We start from the raw sequence: 16,320 nt of genomic DNA on the forward strand, positions 1-16,320 counted from the left end.
GGCCGGCACCTGACGTTTGGATTCCTCAAGACCCGCCCAATGCGCCCCGCCTCTCGCCGGTTTCGCTGCGGTGTCATCAAATGGGCTGCGACGTAAACTCCTGCACACATTCTGGACTCGGCAAAACATCTGGTGCTACGGCTGGAGGACGCTCAAACAGATGCGGATGCCGGTATATGCGCAACTCTTGCCATTCGATTTCAATCAGCGAGATGGTCTGACACGTTCGCGGCAAGGGCGAACGGAGGCATTCAGCATGCTTGAGGTGTGATACTCGGGATTAAAAGAGCGAATGAAGTGCCTTTGAATGCTCCTAAGCATGCGCTCATTCTTGCCGCTAGAGTGGGCTCTCGCCTGCGGCCACTAACGGATTTAAGTCCGAAACCTCTCGTCCAAGTCCAAGGCACTTCCATCCTGCACAACGCGTTACATAACCGTGTGGGCGTGGAAGAGGTGACTGTTGTCGTCGGGTATCGCAAAGAGGCGATCAAGAATGCCTGTGGCTGCCGATTTGGCAGTGTTTCGATCAAGTACGTCGATTCCCCAGTTTTCGATCGTACTGGCAGCGCCTATTCGCTTTGGTTAGCGCGCGAGTCGCTCCTTTCCGGGGACCAATTCCTTCTCGAGGGCGACATCTTCTTCGAGGACAATGTATTGCGTCAGCTGAGTTGTCATCCCCATCCGATGTTTCGTGCACGGCTGCATTGGACGCACATTCCGTCGCGCCATAGAAGTTCCATCGCCAACTCCGTCCAGCGCCGACAGCCTTGCCTGTGCATCGGTCTTTTCGACCTGTGCAGCGGAGAAAGCTATCGCCAAGTCCCTCAAACCGGCACGCCCCTCGGCGCAAAGGGACTTCAGGGCGGCGAACGCGCCATCGGCCGCCTCAGCCTCCCTCGCCTTCTGCGCAAGCGCGTCCTCAAGCGCGTCCGCCTGGTCCTGCAGCGCTCGCAGCGCGTTCGCCTGGGCCGCCTTGCCGATCTTGTGCTGCGAGGGATCGACTGAACGGTGGGTCCGCACCAGGCCGTCGTCGTATAGGCCGTCCTTCATGATGGCCCTGCCCGGCTTGTTGAATTGTTCGAGCGTCTCCGCAAGGCGAACCGAGCCGTAGCGCCGCATGATGAACGACAACGCGTCCGGATCATCGGTACGGAAGATCGAAGGAAACGTTCCGCGGTCCGGCTTGGCCCTGAACTGCTCCAGCTTGTTGAGGCTGACCAGCGAGGTGCGGCGAAACTCGCGGCGCCCCTCCTTGAAGATCGCGGTCGCCGCACCGATGTGCGGCCTGTCGACGAAAACCGCGTCCCTATCGCGGCCGAGAAGTGCCTCAGCGGCTCCCGCCCATTCGGGATCTGCGACCTCGATTAGTTCGCAGAGCACCCGCGGCGCCATGCCCTTTTGGCGGAGCCTCTGGCACAGCCGTTCGGTGTCCGGCTCAAGGTGCGCGCGCGCACCTCCGGTGTCGTGCTGTTGGATGCGTTCGAGCAGTGCGCCCCGCTGGGCGCGCAATCGAGACGCTTCGGCCATGATCGCCTGCCTCGCCTCGTCGACCTTGGCCGACCATGCCGGAGCCGACGACACCAACGCCTGCTCGGCCGCTGAGAGTCCGTCGGACACGGCGCTGATGTCCGCAGTTTTGGCTTCGCCGACGAGCCTCTCGACGGCGGGAATGAGCACGTCGAAGCCGCAGCCGTACATCGCAAGCAGCGGCCGAAGCCGCCGGATGCTTTCGACCCGATCCCTGAACTCGGAGAGGGCGCGCTGCGCGGCCTGCTCGGCCACCGCAGCGGTCTGCGACAGTTCTTTCCGGCCCGTCTTGGCGTCGTGTTCGGCAATCGCCGTCGTGAGACGATCGATCTCCTGCTCGATGGCCTTGACGTCCTCGTCGATGTCGGCGAGCTCAGCGGTTGCGGCAGCGCGCTGAGCCTGCTCATTGCGCAGTCTGATCCTCAGATCGCGATTGGTCGCCCTTGCCGCAAGCCAATTGGCCCGCTTGGCGATCCACTCCTCGCGGAACCTGGTCTCCAGGGTCTCCTCGAGGCTCGCCAGGATCGTCCGCAGCGCTTTCAGCGCCTCGAGCTTCTCCCGCATCTTGCGGATCGTCTCGCTGATATTGCGGTAGGTCTGAATGGACTCGCGCAGCTCCTTGATGCCGATGCGGCTATCCTCGAGGATGTAGTCCCGGACGAACTGGGTGGCGGTCTGATTGTGGTCCAGCGTCATCGCGTTCACGATGGACTTCTGCAAAGCGCTCGCGTTTTGCTCGCCGTAGGGCGCATGCGGCACCAGATGACGCATGTATTCGCGCACGTAGTCTCCGGCCCGGTCCCGGTGATTGACGAAATTCGCCTCGCCCACCGCCGACACGATTCCCGCACGCACGTCCTCCCATTGCGCCGGGAACTGCTGCGCGCCCCTCAGCTCGATGAAGTCCTTCGCGGTCAGGACCGCACCGACGGCGACGAAGAGCGCGAGCACGGTCTCCTTGCTGTCGGATTTACGCGCCTCGAGAGCCATGCCGATCGTGACGGGAGGGCGGTCCCCGTCGGTATCCTCGAACCCGAGCGCGACGTAGGTTCGAGCCTCGTCCCGGCAGCGCTGGTCCTCGCCAAGCGTACCGAGGCAGTAGTCGACGACACTGCGCTTGGATCCGCTGCGGGACTTTCCGCTGTCGCCCGCGACCGCGTTCAGGCGCAGAAAGCGCCGATTACCGCCGGTGAGAACGACCTGGGCCATGTCCAGGATCGTCGACTTGCCCGACCGATTCTCTCCCAGCACGCCGATGTGGCCGGCGACCGCGATGTCCGCGACTTCGAACAGGTGCCAGTTCACCATCGCAAGATGTCGCAGCTCCATCATGCCTGATCTCCCGCGCGTTGCGGAAAGCGGACTTCCTCGCTGCGGACGTATCGCTCCAGCCGCTGCAGGGCGTCACCACCGCTGATCAGCTTAATCATAGGTCGGATCCGGACCTCGCAATCCTGCTGCTCGCTGTCGAAGTCACCGATCTCGACCAGGCTCCGCTGCGCCGCCTCCTTGAGAATGTCGCGGAAGCGCTGACTGGAAATGGCGCTGCCGCCGTTGGGCTGCACCATCTCCCGATAGCGGTCGAACAAATCGTTCAGGGTGGCGACCACGACAGCGCGGTCTTCCATTGCGCCCGCGTTGATCTCCTGCTGCCAGTAGGCGGCAAGGACGAGCATCACGATAGTTTCGTCCAATTTCATTCGTGGCAGCGGCACGTCTTCGTCCATGGCGACGATACCCGCCCACTGCGCCTCCGGATCGCGGTGTACGCGATAACCGCAGGTATCGAAAAAGCCGTCGACCGCGGCGCGGAAGCGGCCATCCATGATCGTGTTGTAGACGGTGCCGGTCCTGGGGTCGCCCGCGAATACGAACTGCCGGCGCAGCAGGAAGTGCAGCGCCTTGCGCAGATCGGCGGCCTTGTCGGCGCCGGCCGAGCGCTCGATATTTTCGAATTCGCTAAGCATGCGCCGCCCCCTAGCCAAAGCCGCTGTGAAGGCCGCCGCTGCCAAGACCGCGACGACGGATCACGAAATTCGCGCATCGCAACCATTCGCTGTCGTGCGGCGGCGTGTCAGGCGAGGGTTCCAGTTCGAAGCTTCCGGCGATCTGGGGCGGCACTTCGCCGGTCAGGGCGTACCGGCGAGCGCAGTCGAACGCAAGGAAGTCGTCGACCGTCCCGATTTCGAAGAAGCGCGCCTCCTTCGTTCCGGCCGGCGGGACCTGACCCTCGAGAAACGTTCGGACGTCCTCCGGGCGCGGCGCGATGCGCGCGATGTATTCGAGCCGGAGTTGCTTCCTCAGCTCATAGAGCGGATCTGAAGGCGGCCCTGAAAGCTCCCTCGCCTCGACAGGCCGGCGCGGCTGGCGGCTCGGTGCCTGATGGTGCTCCGACCAGGGCGAGCGAAGCGGTTCGACGTTCCACTCGACGCTCGCGCGCTCATGACGTCCGTCTCGGAGCAGCGCGTCGAGACGACGAACGAGGTCGCCGGCGCGCCCGACCAGTCCATGTGCGCCGCGCTCGGCGTACTTGATCGTGTTGCGGACGCGGGCCTCCAGTTGCCGCCGGAAGGTCTCAATCCGGTCGAACATCTCGCCGACCTGCTCGAAGATGTTCTCGATCGCCAACAGATCGTCCGCAGCGGCCATTCGTCCGTCCTCGACATCGGACGCCATGCTGGCGGCGACGTACTCCTCGGCCAGCACCTGCATGGTCTGCCGGGTATAGGAGATCCGTCGCGCGAGGTCGACGATGTCGTCGCGGAACCGATACGGATGGTTGACGGTCAGGATGGACTCGAAATCCCTCAGCAAGAGCTGATCGACGAATTCCTCGAAGAAGGCCTCAAGGCGGCTGCCGACGGTCTTCGATTCCATCACCGTCCGCCTGATGCGCTTGAGATCAGCGAGAATGGCCCGCAGGCTTTTCGTGAATTGGTCGGCCTGATTGCGCGCCTCACGGACGGCGAGCGCAGCTTCGCGCTGCTTGCGGTCGGTGATCTCTGGCGTGAGCTTTTCGACGGCCTCGAGATTGAGGCGTATCTGCACGATCAGGCCGCCGAACCGTTGCGAGAGATCCTTGTTGAGGCTCGCCAACCGCTGGATGACGAGGAGAGGTCCCATGGCCATGTCGACGGTGACGCGCAGGCCATATTCCTCCTCCTCAAGCCACCCCCAGGCGAGGAGCCGGGCATAGAGCTGCCGTGCCAGGCCAAGCGCCTTTTCGCCCTTCTCGGAGGCGAGCGCGACATCGGCCTTGCGAATGCGACGGCGACCGGCCGAAATCATTTCCGGCAGGCTGCCGAAATCATCGGTTTCGCTCCACAAAGTGGGATTGGCACGCATGACGTCGTAGATGGCGTGCACGACCTGCTGTGGGGTCGGAAATGCCGGCGCCCTCGAAAAAAAACGCTCATGGAAATCGAGCAGACAAGCGGCATAGAGGTGCTTGTGATCGCGCGAGAAGGCCAAGAACGCATCGTCATGCAAATGGCGGAACAGAGACAATGATTGCACGCTCCTTGCGACGACATCCCAGGGGCTGATCAAGTCGGCCTTAAACCCATGAAAAGATGTAAGGTATCAAGGTCGAGAGCACATTCAAGATTTACAACCGGAAGAATTGTTCACAGTATGTTCCGGTATACTCTCGCTCCACGCGTTCTGTCGAGGCCGCGAAGGTCTCATTTTGTATGCTTTTGGAGTTCCGCCGCGCCTGGCGAAGACCGGGACGTGCACTGTTACCCTCTTTCAGGCGGGGCATAGAAAGGTCCCCAAGTATTGGCCCGTGCGGCAAGACCCGGAACCAAAGCGGCGAAATCGTTCAGATCGCTACAACGTTAATCGCCGGCCGAGACGAGCGCCTATGATTTTGAAGACGATAAGCGACTTAGGACTGGCCGCCTGGAGAATCCGAGCCTCGGCACGGTGCTAAAGGCCTTCGCCAGGCTCGGGATCGACCTGAACATCGCGGGTGTGCCGGGGACTGTCCCGGACGACGACTTGGATCTGGTTATCTCGCGCTCGGCGAGCCGAGCTTCCTAAACCGGGTTCGTCCGTTACAGGCGCACGATCTTGCCGACCCGTTTCGCGCCGACCCACTCCGCAATGTGGTTGTGAGCCGCTTGGAACGCCATATTGCGGATGATCCATTGTTCGTCGTGATTGTAGACCTGATCGATTTCCGCTTGGCCTTTGCCCGACACACAGCCGCTGGATTTCGTTGTCGTAGCCACACCGTGACATGATGGTGGGCAAGCTGCGCCTTAAGTCATGCATGGTGAACCTGGCGAGGGCCGCTTCCTTGACCAGCCGGTTGACCATCTTGATGAAACCGAACATCTGGCCGCCGATCTTTGGTGACGGGAAGACATAGTCGGAAGCACATCATGGATGACCGTATCACCTTCGATGCAGCGTAGACCAAGATGGGGCTGCATCACGATGTGCCGCGCACCTACCTCGTTAACGAGGTGCTAGCGGCAGCAAGACATCCGGGCAACCAAGCGAGCTGGAACGGGAGCGGACAGGTCGTAAGCTCGATCAACGCCGCATGACCAGGGCTTCACGGCCGACCGGTAGCTTGAACACCATGAAAAAGCTCATCGATCCTGAAAACTTTATCTACACTCAGAGACCAAGCTCGGCCTCTTTCAACCTGAGAAGGCCAGTTCTGACGCGGAATCTGAACGGACATTCTAGCAAAATGCAGGATTTGCTCATCCAATGTATCGTAACTGGATTGAGTAAGGCGATTGCCTTTGTTCTCTTTTTGTTCTACGGTTGATCTATGGCTTTCCTCACGGAGCAGGAACTCGAAAGCCTGCGCATTGATCAGAGCGTCTTCCATATTGTGGGCCCGGGGGAGGAACACTTTCAGCTGCTGGCAGCTTTCGATCCGAGCAAACACGCGCAATTTTTTCTAGGTCGCGTACGCTCGGTCAATAGCGGAAACCGTTACGAATTTATGGAGGATGCCCCTGTGCGGGCACAACTAGCGCGTATTAGCCGCGATAAAAGCACGTTTCAGGAGGAAAGCGAGAAGCTGGCGACTGCATTCAACGGAGCTCATGGTGGCAGCACGGCCGTCGGCGCTTTCCTGATCTTCTCGTTGTCCTGTTCAAGCGGCAGGCTGTTTGCACTCTTGAAGTTCGAGGATGAAAAGGTTCTGAGCTACGATTACGACGTCAGTCGTGGGCGCTCCGGGAAGCCCAAACCGACCTTCGGCGAAATCGAGCGGACTTTTGTCCAGAACCGGAACGCCTTGCAGAAAGCCGCTCTCGTCAAGCTGCGCAAAGAGGGTGACGAAATATGCGTTATCGATCGTCAGAATCCGCAGCGGCCTGCAGCTTATTTCGAGCAGTTCCTGCTGGTGCGGCGTCAGCGGACGGAAGAAGAGCTCACCAAGGCAATCATCGAGTTCACCCGTAATATTGCACAAAAGCACAAGGACATACTTCCGCAAGAGGCAATGAAAAATCTAGCGCAACGCCTCTACGATGCCAGCCAGTCGGGTGGGTCCCTCGACGGCGAAAACGCCGAAAACTGGCTGAAGAGCATTTTCGGTCCGCTACCTGATGACAGCCCGGTGGTGGCCGACTGAAGCGCGAAGGAATGGCGGGTGAATCCTTTGTGCTTCAAAAGAATGCGATTGCGGCGCCCAGGAACCGTCGTGTCGAGACGGCGAGCGGAGTGAAACTGACCTTTCCTGCCGGTTTGATGCCGTCAGTCGTTTCGGTCGATCGCGACAAGGGCGAGATCATTATTAAAGACAAGATTACACTCGATGACTTCGAGCTCAACATATCTGGTCGAGTGCGTTCGTGAGCTAGTTGCAAACGGCGCTTCGGCGGACGAGCGTGTTGATGCCCTTGTACTGCGAGGGCGGCTGCCGTCCGCCAAAGCGCAGGTGGCCTGGCTGGGATTCGCGGACGAAATCCCGCCCCCCTTCTCGGCGTTGCAAGTTTATGATCCGGCACTCGGTGGCGATCTCGTTCCGGGCGACGTCTTCGATTTGACGCGAGAGGTGGTGATCACGCTTGGAAAGCCAGCCGACAAGGCTTGTGCCTTCTTCGTTTTCCAATCAGGCATTCCACAATACCTAACGCAACGGAGGGTCCTCCCGCGCCTCGCGGTCGCCGATTTAACCTCCAGTCAGGCATTTCATGCACGGGGACTAGAGGTCATTTCGTGGGATTTGGCGAAGCCGATTCCGCCTCCAGCGTCCCTGCTGAGCTCCATCGACCCAAGTCGTTATGTCCGCGACTTCGTGCCCGATCGTGAGATCGTTAACGATCTCAGTCCCTGGCTTCTGGACGCTCAGCCAGCAACTCCATCACCGGCATATCGAGCTTGGGAAAAGGTTGCTGCCCGCCGATTGCTGGGCGGTCTGGTTTCCCGCGCTTGGCTCGAGGACGGTCAGGTTTGGTTGCAAGCTGCAGCGACGCCTCCAATCTATCGCATTAAAGCCGACGATCCTGCCCTGCCAGGGGCGCGTTCTCACCTGACTGACGCCGCGCACTGGGTCTTTCTTTCAGGAAGCGATATCGAAGCACGCCATCTGCTCTTTTCCGGCGAACTGGCCCGGGCGAGCCGTCCCCAGCAAGATCTCGCCCCGACATTGGACCAGGCGCTTGAGGCGGCTAAGGCTGCCTATGAAGCGCACGTCCAATCATCCAGCCGCGAAACGCTCAAGGCTCTTGCTGATCTCCGCAAGACTGTCATCGATGAGACGCAAAAAGTCGCGCAACGCGCGCAAGATCTTGCAGCGACGCTCTGGCGCGACCTGGCTGTCTCGGCGGCACCTTTCATATTGAAAATCCTGGGTGACGCGACCAAGGCACCGAGTCCTCTCATCTCTTCCTTGTTCTATTTTACTGCCGCAACGTTCATCTGTTTGTCATTTGTGTTGCAATGGCGGATCAACAGCGCTTTTTTTCGAAGCCAGACCTCCTCCCGGCGGAGTTGGCTGCAAAGTCTCTACAGTTACATCTCCGTTCGCGAGCGGGAAGAAATCGCTGAAACGCCGATCGAACAGGCGATGAAGAACTACCGAGAAACCCGCGGCGTTCTTTTTGTCGTCTACGCACTCTTGGTCGGAGTTCTGGTTGCTGCCGGCCTGCACACGCTGCAAGATGTAACGTCGCCCAGCCGCTGGCCGGCTGTTCTCGCGAAGCGTCCAACAAACTGAAGAGTAACTGCCAGAGAACGATGGGCGAGTGCACAGCCGCGATTTTGAGCTGATCGGGGCTGAGGCCTACAGGGCCAGCCGCCTGTAGATTTCTAAAGGCGCGCGTCCGCCAGAACCATCGCGAGGTAACTAAGCTGATCCTGATGCAAACCGCGGCCAATACAAAGGCAACGAAGGCCGGTCTGGATCCTCAGCGCTGGCGCCGATACATCCGACTTGCGGTCCTCCTCTTTAACCGGCCTGAAGTTAGGCAGCTGCACTTCGCGCGAGTCTATTGGTCCGGCACGTTTACGCTGGGGTCGTCAGCTCGCAAGGAAGCTTGCAATTGCGCAGGATCAACTTTCTTGCTTTGCGCCCACTCGACGAGGTTGGCCGGCCGATAGGCTGGATCAGCACGCCACCGCTGGAACACGCTCGCGTCGATCGTCTCGTTGACGTTGATGTGGCTTCCGTCTTCCCGGACATCCGGTTCTCGGCCGATCGTCCGGAACAGAGGCGGAGAAATCTTGGCGAACAATCCCGAGCCAAACGACGCGTAGGAGTCGGCAATCGGTGCTTTCACAGCATCTCCATCCAGATCGACCTCCGATCGGAACGAGAGCTCCTGAGATTCCGCTTTCTTCATCATCCAGCGCAGCGGAGCCTGAGCAAGCAGATCCGTCTGATAGCCGCCCCCAACATTTGCGTGGGCACCGACAAACCAGCGCTGCTCAACACCGAAGAGCGGACGCGGTTGCGCGATCATCGCGTTCGGATCTTTCGGATGGCGAACGTCCCACAGCGTCGGAGCGAAGTCGTTGCGGTGCTCATCGACGGCAAGCGCGTGATAGCCGTTCAGAATGTGGATGCGTAATCCCGTCTGCAGATAATCAAACTGAGAACGGCTAATGCCCGGAATATTTCCGGCCGCAAGGCCGCAGATCCAACGGTATCCCACACGCCGACAACTTTCAATTTGGCCGGCTGGGAGTATTTGAGCAGCCACTTTTCTTGCTCGGTCAGCTCTCTGGTGTCTCCGGACGCTTCCTTCTCCTTCAACGTCCAAATGCTCTCCTCGTCACCCTTCCTGTAGCGATCAAACAGTTCGGTCACGCCGATGGGGGATCCTGCTTCAGGATGCCATCTATGGCGATCAACCCAGCCAAGCTTCGGGCTGTAAACGCGCCACGGCTGAAGCCGAAAATGAAGATTTCGTCGCCATCGTTGTAGTTCTCGATGAGCCACTCGTAAGCTAGGCGGATGTTCTCATCGAGACCCTGGCCGAAAACACCGCCCAGGAAACCGTTGACCCCGACCTCGTAGTAGACGAGCTGAGGTTTACCATCCTTGCTTTTCGCGGCGCAAAGCGCGCGCATGCGCCAGACGTTCGTATTGCTGTTGATGCTATTCCATGTGCCGTCGAGAAAAATCGCGAGGCGCTTCTGCTGCTGCTCTGCGCCGACGAAGTTCGGCTGATTTCCGCTCTTCTCTGAAGGGCGACCGATAATTACCCCGATCCAGACTATGGCCACGATCGCAAGCAGGAGGCCGATCGAATGCGCAATCCGCTCGATCCATCGCAGAACCTTCATGACGTAGCCCCCGGCTGCATGAAATTGGCCGACTGAAGAGAGAATCGGCGACTTTGCCGGAGAATATGCCGGCCGCCGATTCGATGCACGTCGTGCGCTTAAATAATGCACATTCTACTTGGCCGGGTTTTCCCTCCGTCCGATTTCTTCATGGCACTTGGCCTTGAGGGCCCGAGGGCCGCAGGCCCGACCAGGCGTGCGCCAACGGCTCATCGCCTCAACGGAAAACGGCACCCGGAGAGCGTGAGCATAGCGCCCCGAAGGGGCACGCGGGTCCGAGTGCAGCGACGAGACCGGTTCAATAGCGGCACCCGGGAACGTGGCAGTGATAGCGATCGCCGCAGGCGAGCCCCTTTCCGGAGTGCCCCCGGCGAGGAGCTCCGCATCTCTTTGCGCGAGGGATCGAAGCCGCACGGCGGCCGAGACGCAAAGCGGCTCGGTTCACGAGAGCCCGGTGCGGTGAAAGCCGCACGCGCGCAAGCGAAAGAATTCGCCCGTCGGAGATCTAGATGTCCTCGCGCGCATCCGTCTGCGCGTCATAGATCCTGATCTGAAGCATGGGAAAACGTTTCTTTAGTTCTTCTCCGCCCGCCCTGGCGCCGTCTCTGGTTGCAAACTCGGCTTTGAGTCGGCCGTCCACTTCAAGTGCGTAACCAGAGGCCGGCAGTTCACGATTGGCTGCAACCATTTCATTCCCATTGTGCAGTGAGGTGGCTCGGAATGATGGGTAGCGTGAGTCGCCCAAACGGCGCTAGACCCACCCGCTCCAGTGCGGTGATCAACCATCGCACCTTGTGGATTGACGCCTCGCAATGGATCGCATCAAGCATGGGCATTTGCATCGTCCGAACAGGCGGACGGGTTTCGGCTGGCGCGGATGCATGCGCGATAGAGCCACGGCTCGACGTAGCTGCCCTTCCACAAGCCTTGGCCGGCGCGCTCAGCATCGCGTTGACCTTCGTGATATTTGCCCTTTGAATATTGAGGCCAATCCAGTGCGAGACCGTTGCGCACAAGCCATTCCCCAAGATCCTTGCCCGCGACCGAACACGTCGCGACCGTGCGGCCATACCGATCGAGGCTGAGCGGGACACAGTTGACTGGGCGCCGGGCAATGTAAGCGTCGAGGTCGTTCGCGACCTTCGAACCGCAGCGGTACTGTAAACTATCCTCACCGCGACATAGCTGAGTGCTCTCCGGAGCATCCACACCCCAAAGGCGGATCCGCGTTTCTCCAACGTGTCGCCGTCAATGACGCTGGCCTGACCGACAAAATTGTCGGCCAGAGCCGCACTCGTTAGCAGCAGGAGCATCAATATAAAGACTCGACACTTGTTCATGGCGTTGGGTACCACCGATTACCGCAGATTGCGGGGATTGAATTTCGGCCAGTTCTCAAGCGGCTTCAGCACCGGCAGGTTCTCAGGCTGCTCGGGACAATGAAACTCCGTGCCGCGCAGCCAGCGGCCCTGGAAACGGTCCCAGAACAGGACGCATCCATCTGCCAAGTAAACTCATAGACCTTCCAAACGCCGTCGCTCTTTATGACTTCACCAGTTGCATTGAACGGCAGGCTGTTGAGCTTGCAGAGCGCGTAGATCTCGTCCCAGTGCTCGCGGATATAGCGATCCTCCAGAGCCACGTGATATGGCCGGTCGGCGCGCCAGCGCGGGCCGCCTCCACGCGGATAGAAGCCTTGGCGCGGCATCAGGAATTCCGGAATGCGCGCGATCGCCTTGCCGATCCGACGTGCCTCATCCGACGAAAGCTTGCCGACCCCGAAGCTGTAGCGCTGCGCGTCATCGCGACAATACAGCCACGCGAGGGTCACGCCGTTGGCGTCCCGGACCACATAGCACTCGGAATTTTCCCGGACCAAGGTCCAGGGCGGCTTGAAACGGCGGCTTGACTCCATGAGAACAAAATAAGAACATACACCATCGACGGTCAACCTGGATCAGGCCATGTCCTCGGCCTCAAAACCGAACGAAGAGGACGATGGGCTGGACGCCGCCGTCGAGCTGGCGATCGCCGTTTGCGACGGCGACATTCGCGCGCTGATCGTCGCGAACAATTTCCTGGAATCGGAGATCTCGGAGTTGAAGAAGGCCGTTTCACACGCCTACACGCGGGGACGCTTTCGGACTTACACTGGTTAGACGGCAGGCGCTGAGGCTGACGATGAAACGTCCGGACAAGTATTACTTTGTGGCGGACGATCAGGCTCCGATGGCGATCCAGCTCATGCGAATGACCGAGAGCGAGCCCTGAATGTGCAATCTCTATTCGATCACAACGAACCAAACCGCGATCTCCGGTCTGTTCAGGCGCATGAACCGCTATGTCGGCAATCTGGCGCCGATGCCCGGCGTGTTTCCGGACTATCCGGCACGGGTGATCCGCAATGCCGGCGACGCCGAAGAGATGGTGCTGATGCGCTGGGGCATGCCGCCCCCGCCGAAGACCGGCGGGCCGCCGGTAACCAACATTCGTAATACATCGTCGCCGCATTGGCGCGGCTGGCTGAAACCAGAGAACCGCTGCCTCGTGCCGGCGAACAGCTTCGCTGAATACGCACCCGAGCCAAATCCTGAGACAAAGAAGAAGGATGTCGTATGGTTCGCGCTCGAGGAAAGCCGGCCGCTGTTCTGTTTCGCCGGCATCTGGACCGAATTCAGGGGCGACCGCGGCACCAATTCCAAGCCGATCCCGGGCCCCCACCTCGTCTACGGCTTCTTGACGACGTCCCCCTATGCGGTCGTCCAGCCAATCCACCCCAAGGCCATGCCAGTGATCCTGACCACCGAGGAGGAGCGCGACGTCTGGATGCGCGCTCCCTGGGATGAGGCGAAGGCGCTGCAGCGCCCTTTGCCCGTCGACGCGCTGAAGATCGTCATGCGCGGCGAAGACAAGGAAGACAAGATCGCTGCGTAGGCTGCCTTTGAACAGTGCAGCGGAACGCGTGGGAAAGCGCCTTCACCTCCGAAGGAGGATCCGACTCACCTATGATCGGGATATCGAGTTCTAAAGCAGTCGGATCTTAAGTAAGGTCGAACTGGCCGTGCTCAATTCAGGCTCTTGTCATCCTGAACGGACCTCGGGCTGTGCGCCCGCCGCCGGGTACGACTTTGAAGCCATTGTCGGTTCGGCGCCGCTTTCGAGGACCCTGCGATCATTCTCCGGACTGATCTGCTTGGCCTCCTTGAGGCCGGTCCGCACCTCGTCCGAGGTCGAGGCCGCCGTGCGCACCATACAATCTCACCCGCCAATCGAAGATGACCAAGGAATGTCCATGCGATTCCTTCAAGGTGTTCCACTTCTAGCCATCGTAGCGAACCTGATACCCCTGCTGCACTTCCACTTCGCGAAGGTCTTCCGAGAGCGAGGGTACGAGCTGTCTGAAGGTTCATACGCCTTGATGGCGGCCGGATATTTCAGCCTCGTAGTCTTTTTCTTCATCGATTTCGCTCACGAAGAGAAGATCCGCTACTCTGATCTCATCGCCGCAACCGCAGTATATGCGGTCCTGCTATTCGTGATCGCAAGCGAAATACTCATCAGGGGCGGTGCGGCGTACCTGACACGATGGCGTGGCGAGCAGTGGAGCAAAGAACTCGATTACGTATACCTGACCCTGGGTGCCATTGGCCTTGTCATATCGACCAATCGCCTAGAAATTGTGGATCAAAGGCTCACTCTCCCTGAATTCATAGGTCCGTTCGTGCTCGCTACCGCGCTGGTCGTGCGGACCATAAAGACGCGCGTCGAAATCAACAACTGGAACAGAATCTCGACAGCGGAGTGAGAGTGGGCTCTTCCTGACCGCGAAGCGGATTCATTTCTCCAGATGCAGACAAGTTGGCGCTGCTTCAGCTCTTCATTGTTGGTCTTTGGGTACTGCTCTCGCTCAGGTAGAATAGGCTGGATTTCGCGCCCAACGGATCATTCTGAATATCGGTTTTGTCGATCGCCCGATTTCGACCGGTCATAGTCCCGCTGCTAGGGAACGCAACATGAAACGGCTCTGCCGTATTCATGGACGGCACTTGGAACGTCCCCAAGCATCGTATCGCGCCTTGCCGAGCTCTTAACGGCCGCGGATTCCGCAGGCATACCTCAACACCAGAAGTACGTCATCGGGATAGGTACAAGCATCACCGACAGGCTGCGCGGCGCGTTCGGCCCACGTACGGAGAGTGTCCGAATCCCCGAGCGAGACGGTCGAAAGGTCCGAGCAGGACGAAGGAGGGAGTCCAGTCGAAGCCGGGCAGATCGAGCTCTTTCTAGTTATCGAGGGTGGAGAGGGTCGAGGGAGTAGTGGCTTTCAGCGGGCATGCCAGCATGGTGCCGCAACAGGGCAGATTAGACATCGAGCGCCAGAACCAATCGACCGCTGCACGTCGTTTAAACTCGAGTTCTATGGGGCATCCAAGGCCGTGGCACTCCCGCCGGAGAAGCGGTTTGCCCGTCCGGTGCTTTCGGCCGCAAAGGCAGGAGCTCCGACCGTTCCTCAAGCGTCCAGTCATCTTGTTGATCTTGGAAAGTCCCACAGCAATGGGACCGATGTCGAACTCAACGGCGTCGCGATAGGCCGCACCGGCGCCGGCTTCGGCCGCGGCTTGCTCGGCGAGCAGCTCGATATCGCCAGCATCGCCATGGGATAGCTGGGAGCCGGGAGGCCACAATCCGGCCTCGGCAGCAGTCTCTTGGCAAAGCAGGAATGCGTGAAGCTTCGTCCACCAGGTTGCCGCGGTGGCCGAGTCAATCCCCTCGCCGGCCCGGAGACCGAGGCAGAACGAACCGTCGGCGTTGATGTGGCGCTCGGGACAACACCTTGGGAGAATTTTGCCTCTGACCCGCTCATACACCGACACCTCGTCGGCGAGATGCTGGACCTCAAGCTCGAAGAGCCGGGTGAAAGCCCCACTGCTTCGCACGAGGACGGCGTCGACTTCGGCTGCACGAGCGCCGATCCGCCGGAGTTCGGCCCAAGGCGGAACGGTGTCGACGATCGCGTCGAGGGCTACCGGCATCATCTGATAGATTAGCGCTTCGGACGTGCAGTGTGCGACCGCGCCGTCGGCTCGCTGCGCATGATCTGAACGGCCGGGGACTGCGGAGCGCCCAGAAGGTCCGACGCGGTGTCGAACGACATCAGCCGTCCCGTCGCGATGATTCGTCGGACCGCGGCGTCGGCAACCTGCTGGGCGACGGCGCCCAGCCGGATTCCGCTACCCTCGATGCTCTGTTGCGTGCGCTCGGCATTGATGGTGGCCCGGCTGGCTACGCACCGGACGCTCTCGTGGCCGCGGTAACCCAGCCGGGTCATCGGCGTCGGACCATATTCTACGCCGATCGCCAGGCCGATCGCCGCATCGGAGGCCATCGCGTCGAGGCAGAGGTCGAACGACGATTGCATACCGTTGGCGCACAACACGGCCTGGCGCACGGAGCCGGGCCCGTCGTCGGTCCGATCGCCTTGCGCCACGCTGCCCTGGATACAGTCTCCTACGAACCTCACGCGCTTGCCGTCGAAGTCGTCGTTCAAAACCGAGTTGAGCTCCTCGCGGATGACATGGACCGTTCTCACAGCCTTTGAGATTTCGACGGCGCCGCCCTTGATGGCTTGGTCGACGAAGTCGGTGAAGCCGTCGATGTCGGCGAAGATCGACGCCATGCCCATGCGCACGGAGTTCGCCGGCGAGAGATCCGCGAACTTGACGCTCGCGAGCGGCAGTTCCGGCCGCTTGAAGCGGAAGATCGGTTCGACGGCGTCCTGAGCGACCTCATCGACCCTGCGCTCGAGGCTGTCGAACGCGAAGCTCCGTACCGCGTCGCGGATGTAGGTCTCGTCGAGCACCGGCCGGCCGGCAGACTTCCGGACAGCACCCGGCCGCGCCCGCTGCTGTGCGGTCTCGGTCAGAAAGATGCCCGCCTCATCTTCCGCGGCGGCGAGCTTTGCCGCGTGATTGGCGGGACGTCCGAGGAATAGTGTGTCCTTCTCGTGGGAGCGGCCGGTCGTCATGGCCAGGC

16 protein-coding genes and 2 pseudogenes are annotated in these 16,320 nt (G+C 60.3%); 7 read left to right on the forward strand and 11 right to left on the reverse strand.

Annotated features, from left to right (window positions below; translation table 11 throughout):
- Window positions 1-297: 297 nt before the first annotated feature.
- A pseudogene (locus GGD61_RS04745) lies at window positions 298-666 on the forward strand (sugar phosphate nucleotidyltransferase); the annotation flags it as partial.
- Here GGD61_RS04745 and GGD61_RS04750 read toward each other — a convergent pair.
- The 4 genes and pseudogenes from GGD61_RS04750 to GGD61_RS04765 all read right to left on the reverse strand — a co-directional run.
- Window positions 583-2,859 carry an ATP-binding protein gene (locus GGD61_RS04750; RefSeq protein ID WP_183230355.1) on the reverse strand — a complete coding sequence of 759 codons (2,277 nt, stop codon included), beginning with the start codon at window positions 2,857-2,859 and terminating at the stop codon, window positions 583-585. The pseudogene GGD61_RS04745 and the gene GGD61_RS04750 sit on opposite strands and share 84 nt — an antisense overlap.
- Window positions 2,856-3,494, reverse strand: coding sequence for a DUF4194 domain-containing protein (locus tag GGD61_RS04755; protein ID WP_183230356.1), 639 nt, complete (start codon window positions 3,492-3,494; stop codon window positions 2,856-2,858). Before GGD61_RS04755 ends, GGD61_RS04750 begins: the two co-directional genes overlap by 4 nt.
- 10 nt (window positions 3,495-3,504) lie before the next feature.
- Complete coding sequence (locus GGD61_RS04760; RefSeq protein WP_312012578.1) at window positions 3,505-5,043, reverse strand: Wadjet anti-phage system protein JetA family protein; 1,539 nt, start codon at window positions 5,041-5,043, stop codon at window positions 3,505-3,507.
- A gap of 545 nt (window positions 5,044-5,588) precedes the next feature.
- A pseudogene (locus GGD61_RS04765) lies at window positions 5,589-5,907 on the reverse strand (integrase); the annotation flags it as partial.
- A gap of 409 nt (window positions 5,908-6,316) precedes the next feature.
- On the opposite strand from GGD61_RS04765, the gene GGD61_RS04770 reads away from it, so the two are divergent.
- The 3 genes from GGD61_RS04770 to GGD61_RS04775 are packed head-to-tail and all read left to right on the forward strand — an operon-like array spanning window position 6,317 to window position 8,716.
- The gene (locus tag GGD61_RS04770; RefSeq protein WP_210310973.1) at window positions 6,317-7,129 is read left to right on the forward strand and encodes a nucleoid-associated protein; all 813 of its coding nucleotides are present in this window, start codon (window positions 6,317-6,319) and stop codon (window positions 7,127-7,129) included.
- Between the two features lie 11 nt (window positions 7,130-7,140).
- Window positions 7,141-7,353: a hypothetical protein gene (locus GGD61_RS40200; protein WP_210310974.1), complete on the forward strand. Its 213-nt coding sequence runs from the start codon at window positions 7,141-7,143 to the stop codon at window positions 7,351-7,353.
- Window positions 7,313-8,716 carry a hypothetical protein gene (locus GGD61_RS04775; RefSeq protein ID WP_183230357.1) on the forward strand — a complete coding sequence of 468 codons (1,404 nt, stop codon included), beginning with the start codon at window positions 7,313-7,315 and terminating at the stop codon, window positions 8,714-8,716. The genes GGD61_RS40200 and GGD61_RS04775 overlap by 41 nt, the downstream gene beginning before the upstream one ends.
- A gap of 271 nt (window positions 8,717-8,987) precedes the next feature.
- Here the strand turns inward: GGD61_RS04775 and GGD61_RS04780 are convergent, their stop codons facing one another.
- The 5 genes from GGD61_RS04780 to GGD61_RS04795 form a co-directional block, all read right to left on the reverse strand.
- Entirely contained in the window at window positions 8,988-9,701 is a 714-nt protein-coding gene (locus GGD61_RS04780) for a DUF2235 domain-containing protein (RefSeq protein ID WP_312012579.1), read from the reverse strand.
- A gap of 103 nt (window positions 9,702-9,804) precedes the next feature.
- Window positions 9,805-10,287, reverse strand: a complete 483-nt coding sequence (locus GGD61_RS40360; RefSeq protein ID WP_246785877.1) for a DUF2235 domain-containing protein — start codon at window positions 10,285-10,287, stop codon at window positions 9,805-9,807.
- 505 nt (window positions 10,288-10,792) lie between these two features.
- Window positions 10,793-10,975 carry a hypothetical protein gene (locus GGD61_RS04785; protein ID WP_183230358.1) on the reverse strand — a complete coding sequence of 61 codons (183 nt, stop codon included), beginning with the start codon at window positions 10,973-10,975 and terminating at the stop codon, window positions 10,793-10,795.
- A gap of 134 nt (window positions 10,976-11,109) precedes the next feature.
- Window positions 11,110-11,496, reverse strand: a complete 387-nt coding sequence (locus tag GGD61_RS04790) for a thermonuclease family protein (RefSeq protein ID WP_312012580.1) — start codon at window positions 11,494-11,496, stop codon at window positions 11,110-11,112.
- A 196-nt stretch (window positions 11,497-11,692) separates the two neighbouring features.
- A complete protein-coding gene (locus GGD61_RS04795; RefSeq protein ID WP_246785878.1) occupies window positions 11,693-12,238 on the reverse strand; it encodes a hypothetical protein in 546 nt (181 codons plus the stop codon).
- 13 nt (window positions 12,239-12,251) lie between these two features.
- Here GGD61_RS04795 and GGD61_RS04800 point away from each other — a divergent pair, with 13 nt between their 5' ends.
- The 3 genes from GGD61_RS04800 to GGD61_RS04810 all read left to right on the forward strand — a co-directional run bounded on the left by GGD61_RS04800 (window position 12,252) and on the right by GGD61_RS04810 (window position 14,092).
- Window positions 12,252-12,446, forward strand: a complete 195-nt coding sequence (locus GGD61_RS04800; RefSeq protein ID WP_183230359.1) for a hypothetical protein — start codon at window positions 12,252-12,254, stop codon at window positions 12,444-12,446.
- A 112-nt stretch (window positions 12,447-12,558) separates the two neighbouring features.
- The gene (locus tag GGD61_RS04805) at window positions 12,559-13,221 is read left to right on the forward strand and encodes an SOS response-associated peptidase (protein ID WP_183230360.1); all 663 of its coding nucleotides are present in this window, start codon (window positions 12,559-12,561) and stop codon (window positions 13,219-13,221) included.
- 352 nt (window positions 13,222-13,573) lie between these two features.
- Complete coding sequence (locus tag GGD61_RS04810) at window positions 13,574-14,092, forward strand: hypothetical protein (protein WP_183230361.1); 519 nt, start codon at window positions 13,574-13,576, stop codon at window positions 14,090-14,092.
- Between the two features lie 478 nt (window positions 14,093-14,570).
- Here the strand turns inward: GGD61_RS04810 and GGD61_RS04815 are convergent, their stop codons facing one another.
- Window positions 14,571-15,323 carry an E2 domain-containing protein gene (locus tag GGD61_RS04815; RefSeq protein WP_246785879.1) on the reverse strand — a complete coding sequence of 251 codons (753 nt, stop codon included), beginning with the start codon at window positions 15,321-15,323 and terminating at the stop codon, window positions 14,571-14,573.
- Window positions 15,324-15,331: 8 nt separating this feature from the next.
- Window positions 15,332-16,312 (reverse strand): hypothetical protein, encoded by a 981-nt coding sequence (locus GGD61_RS04820; protein WP_246785880.1) that lies wholly within the window; start codon window positions 16,310-16,312, stop codon window positions 15,332-15,334.
- Window positions 16,313-16,320 lie beyond the last annotated feature (8 nt).

Source organism: Bradyrhizobium sp. SBR1B (assembly GCF_014198205.1).
Classification (GTDB): domain Bacteria; phylum Pseudomonadota; class Alphaproteobacteria; order Rhizobiales; family Xanthobacteraceae; genus Bradyrhizobium.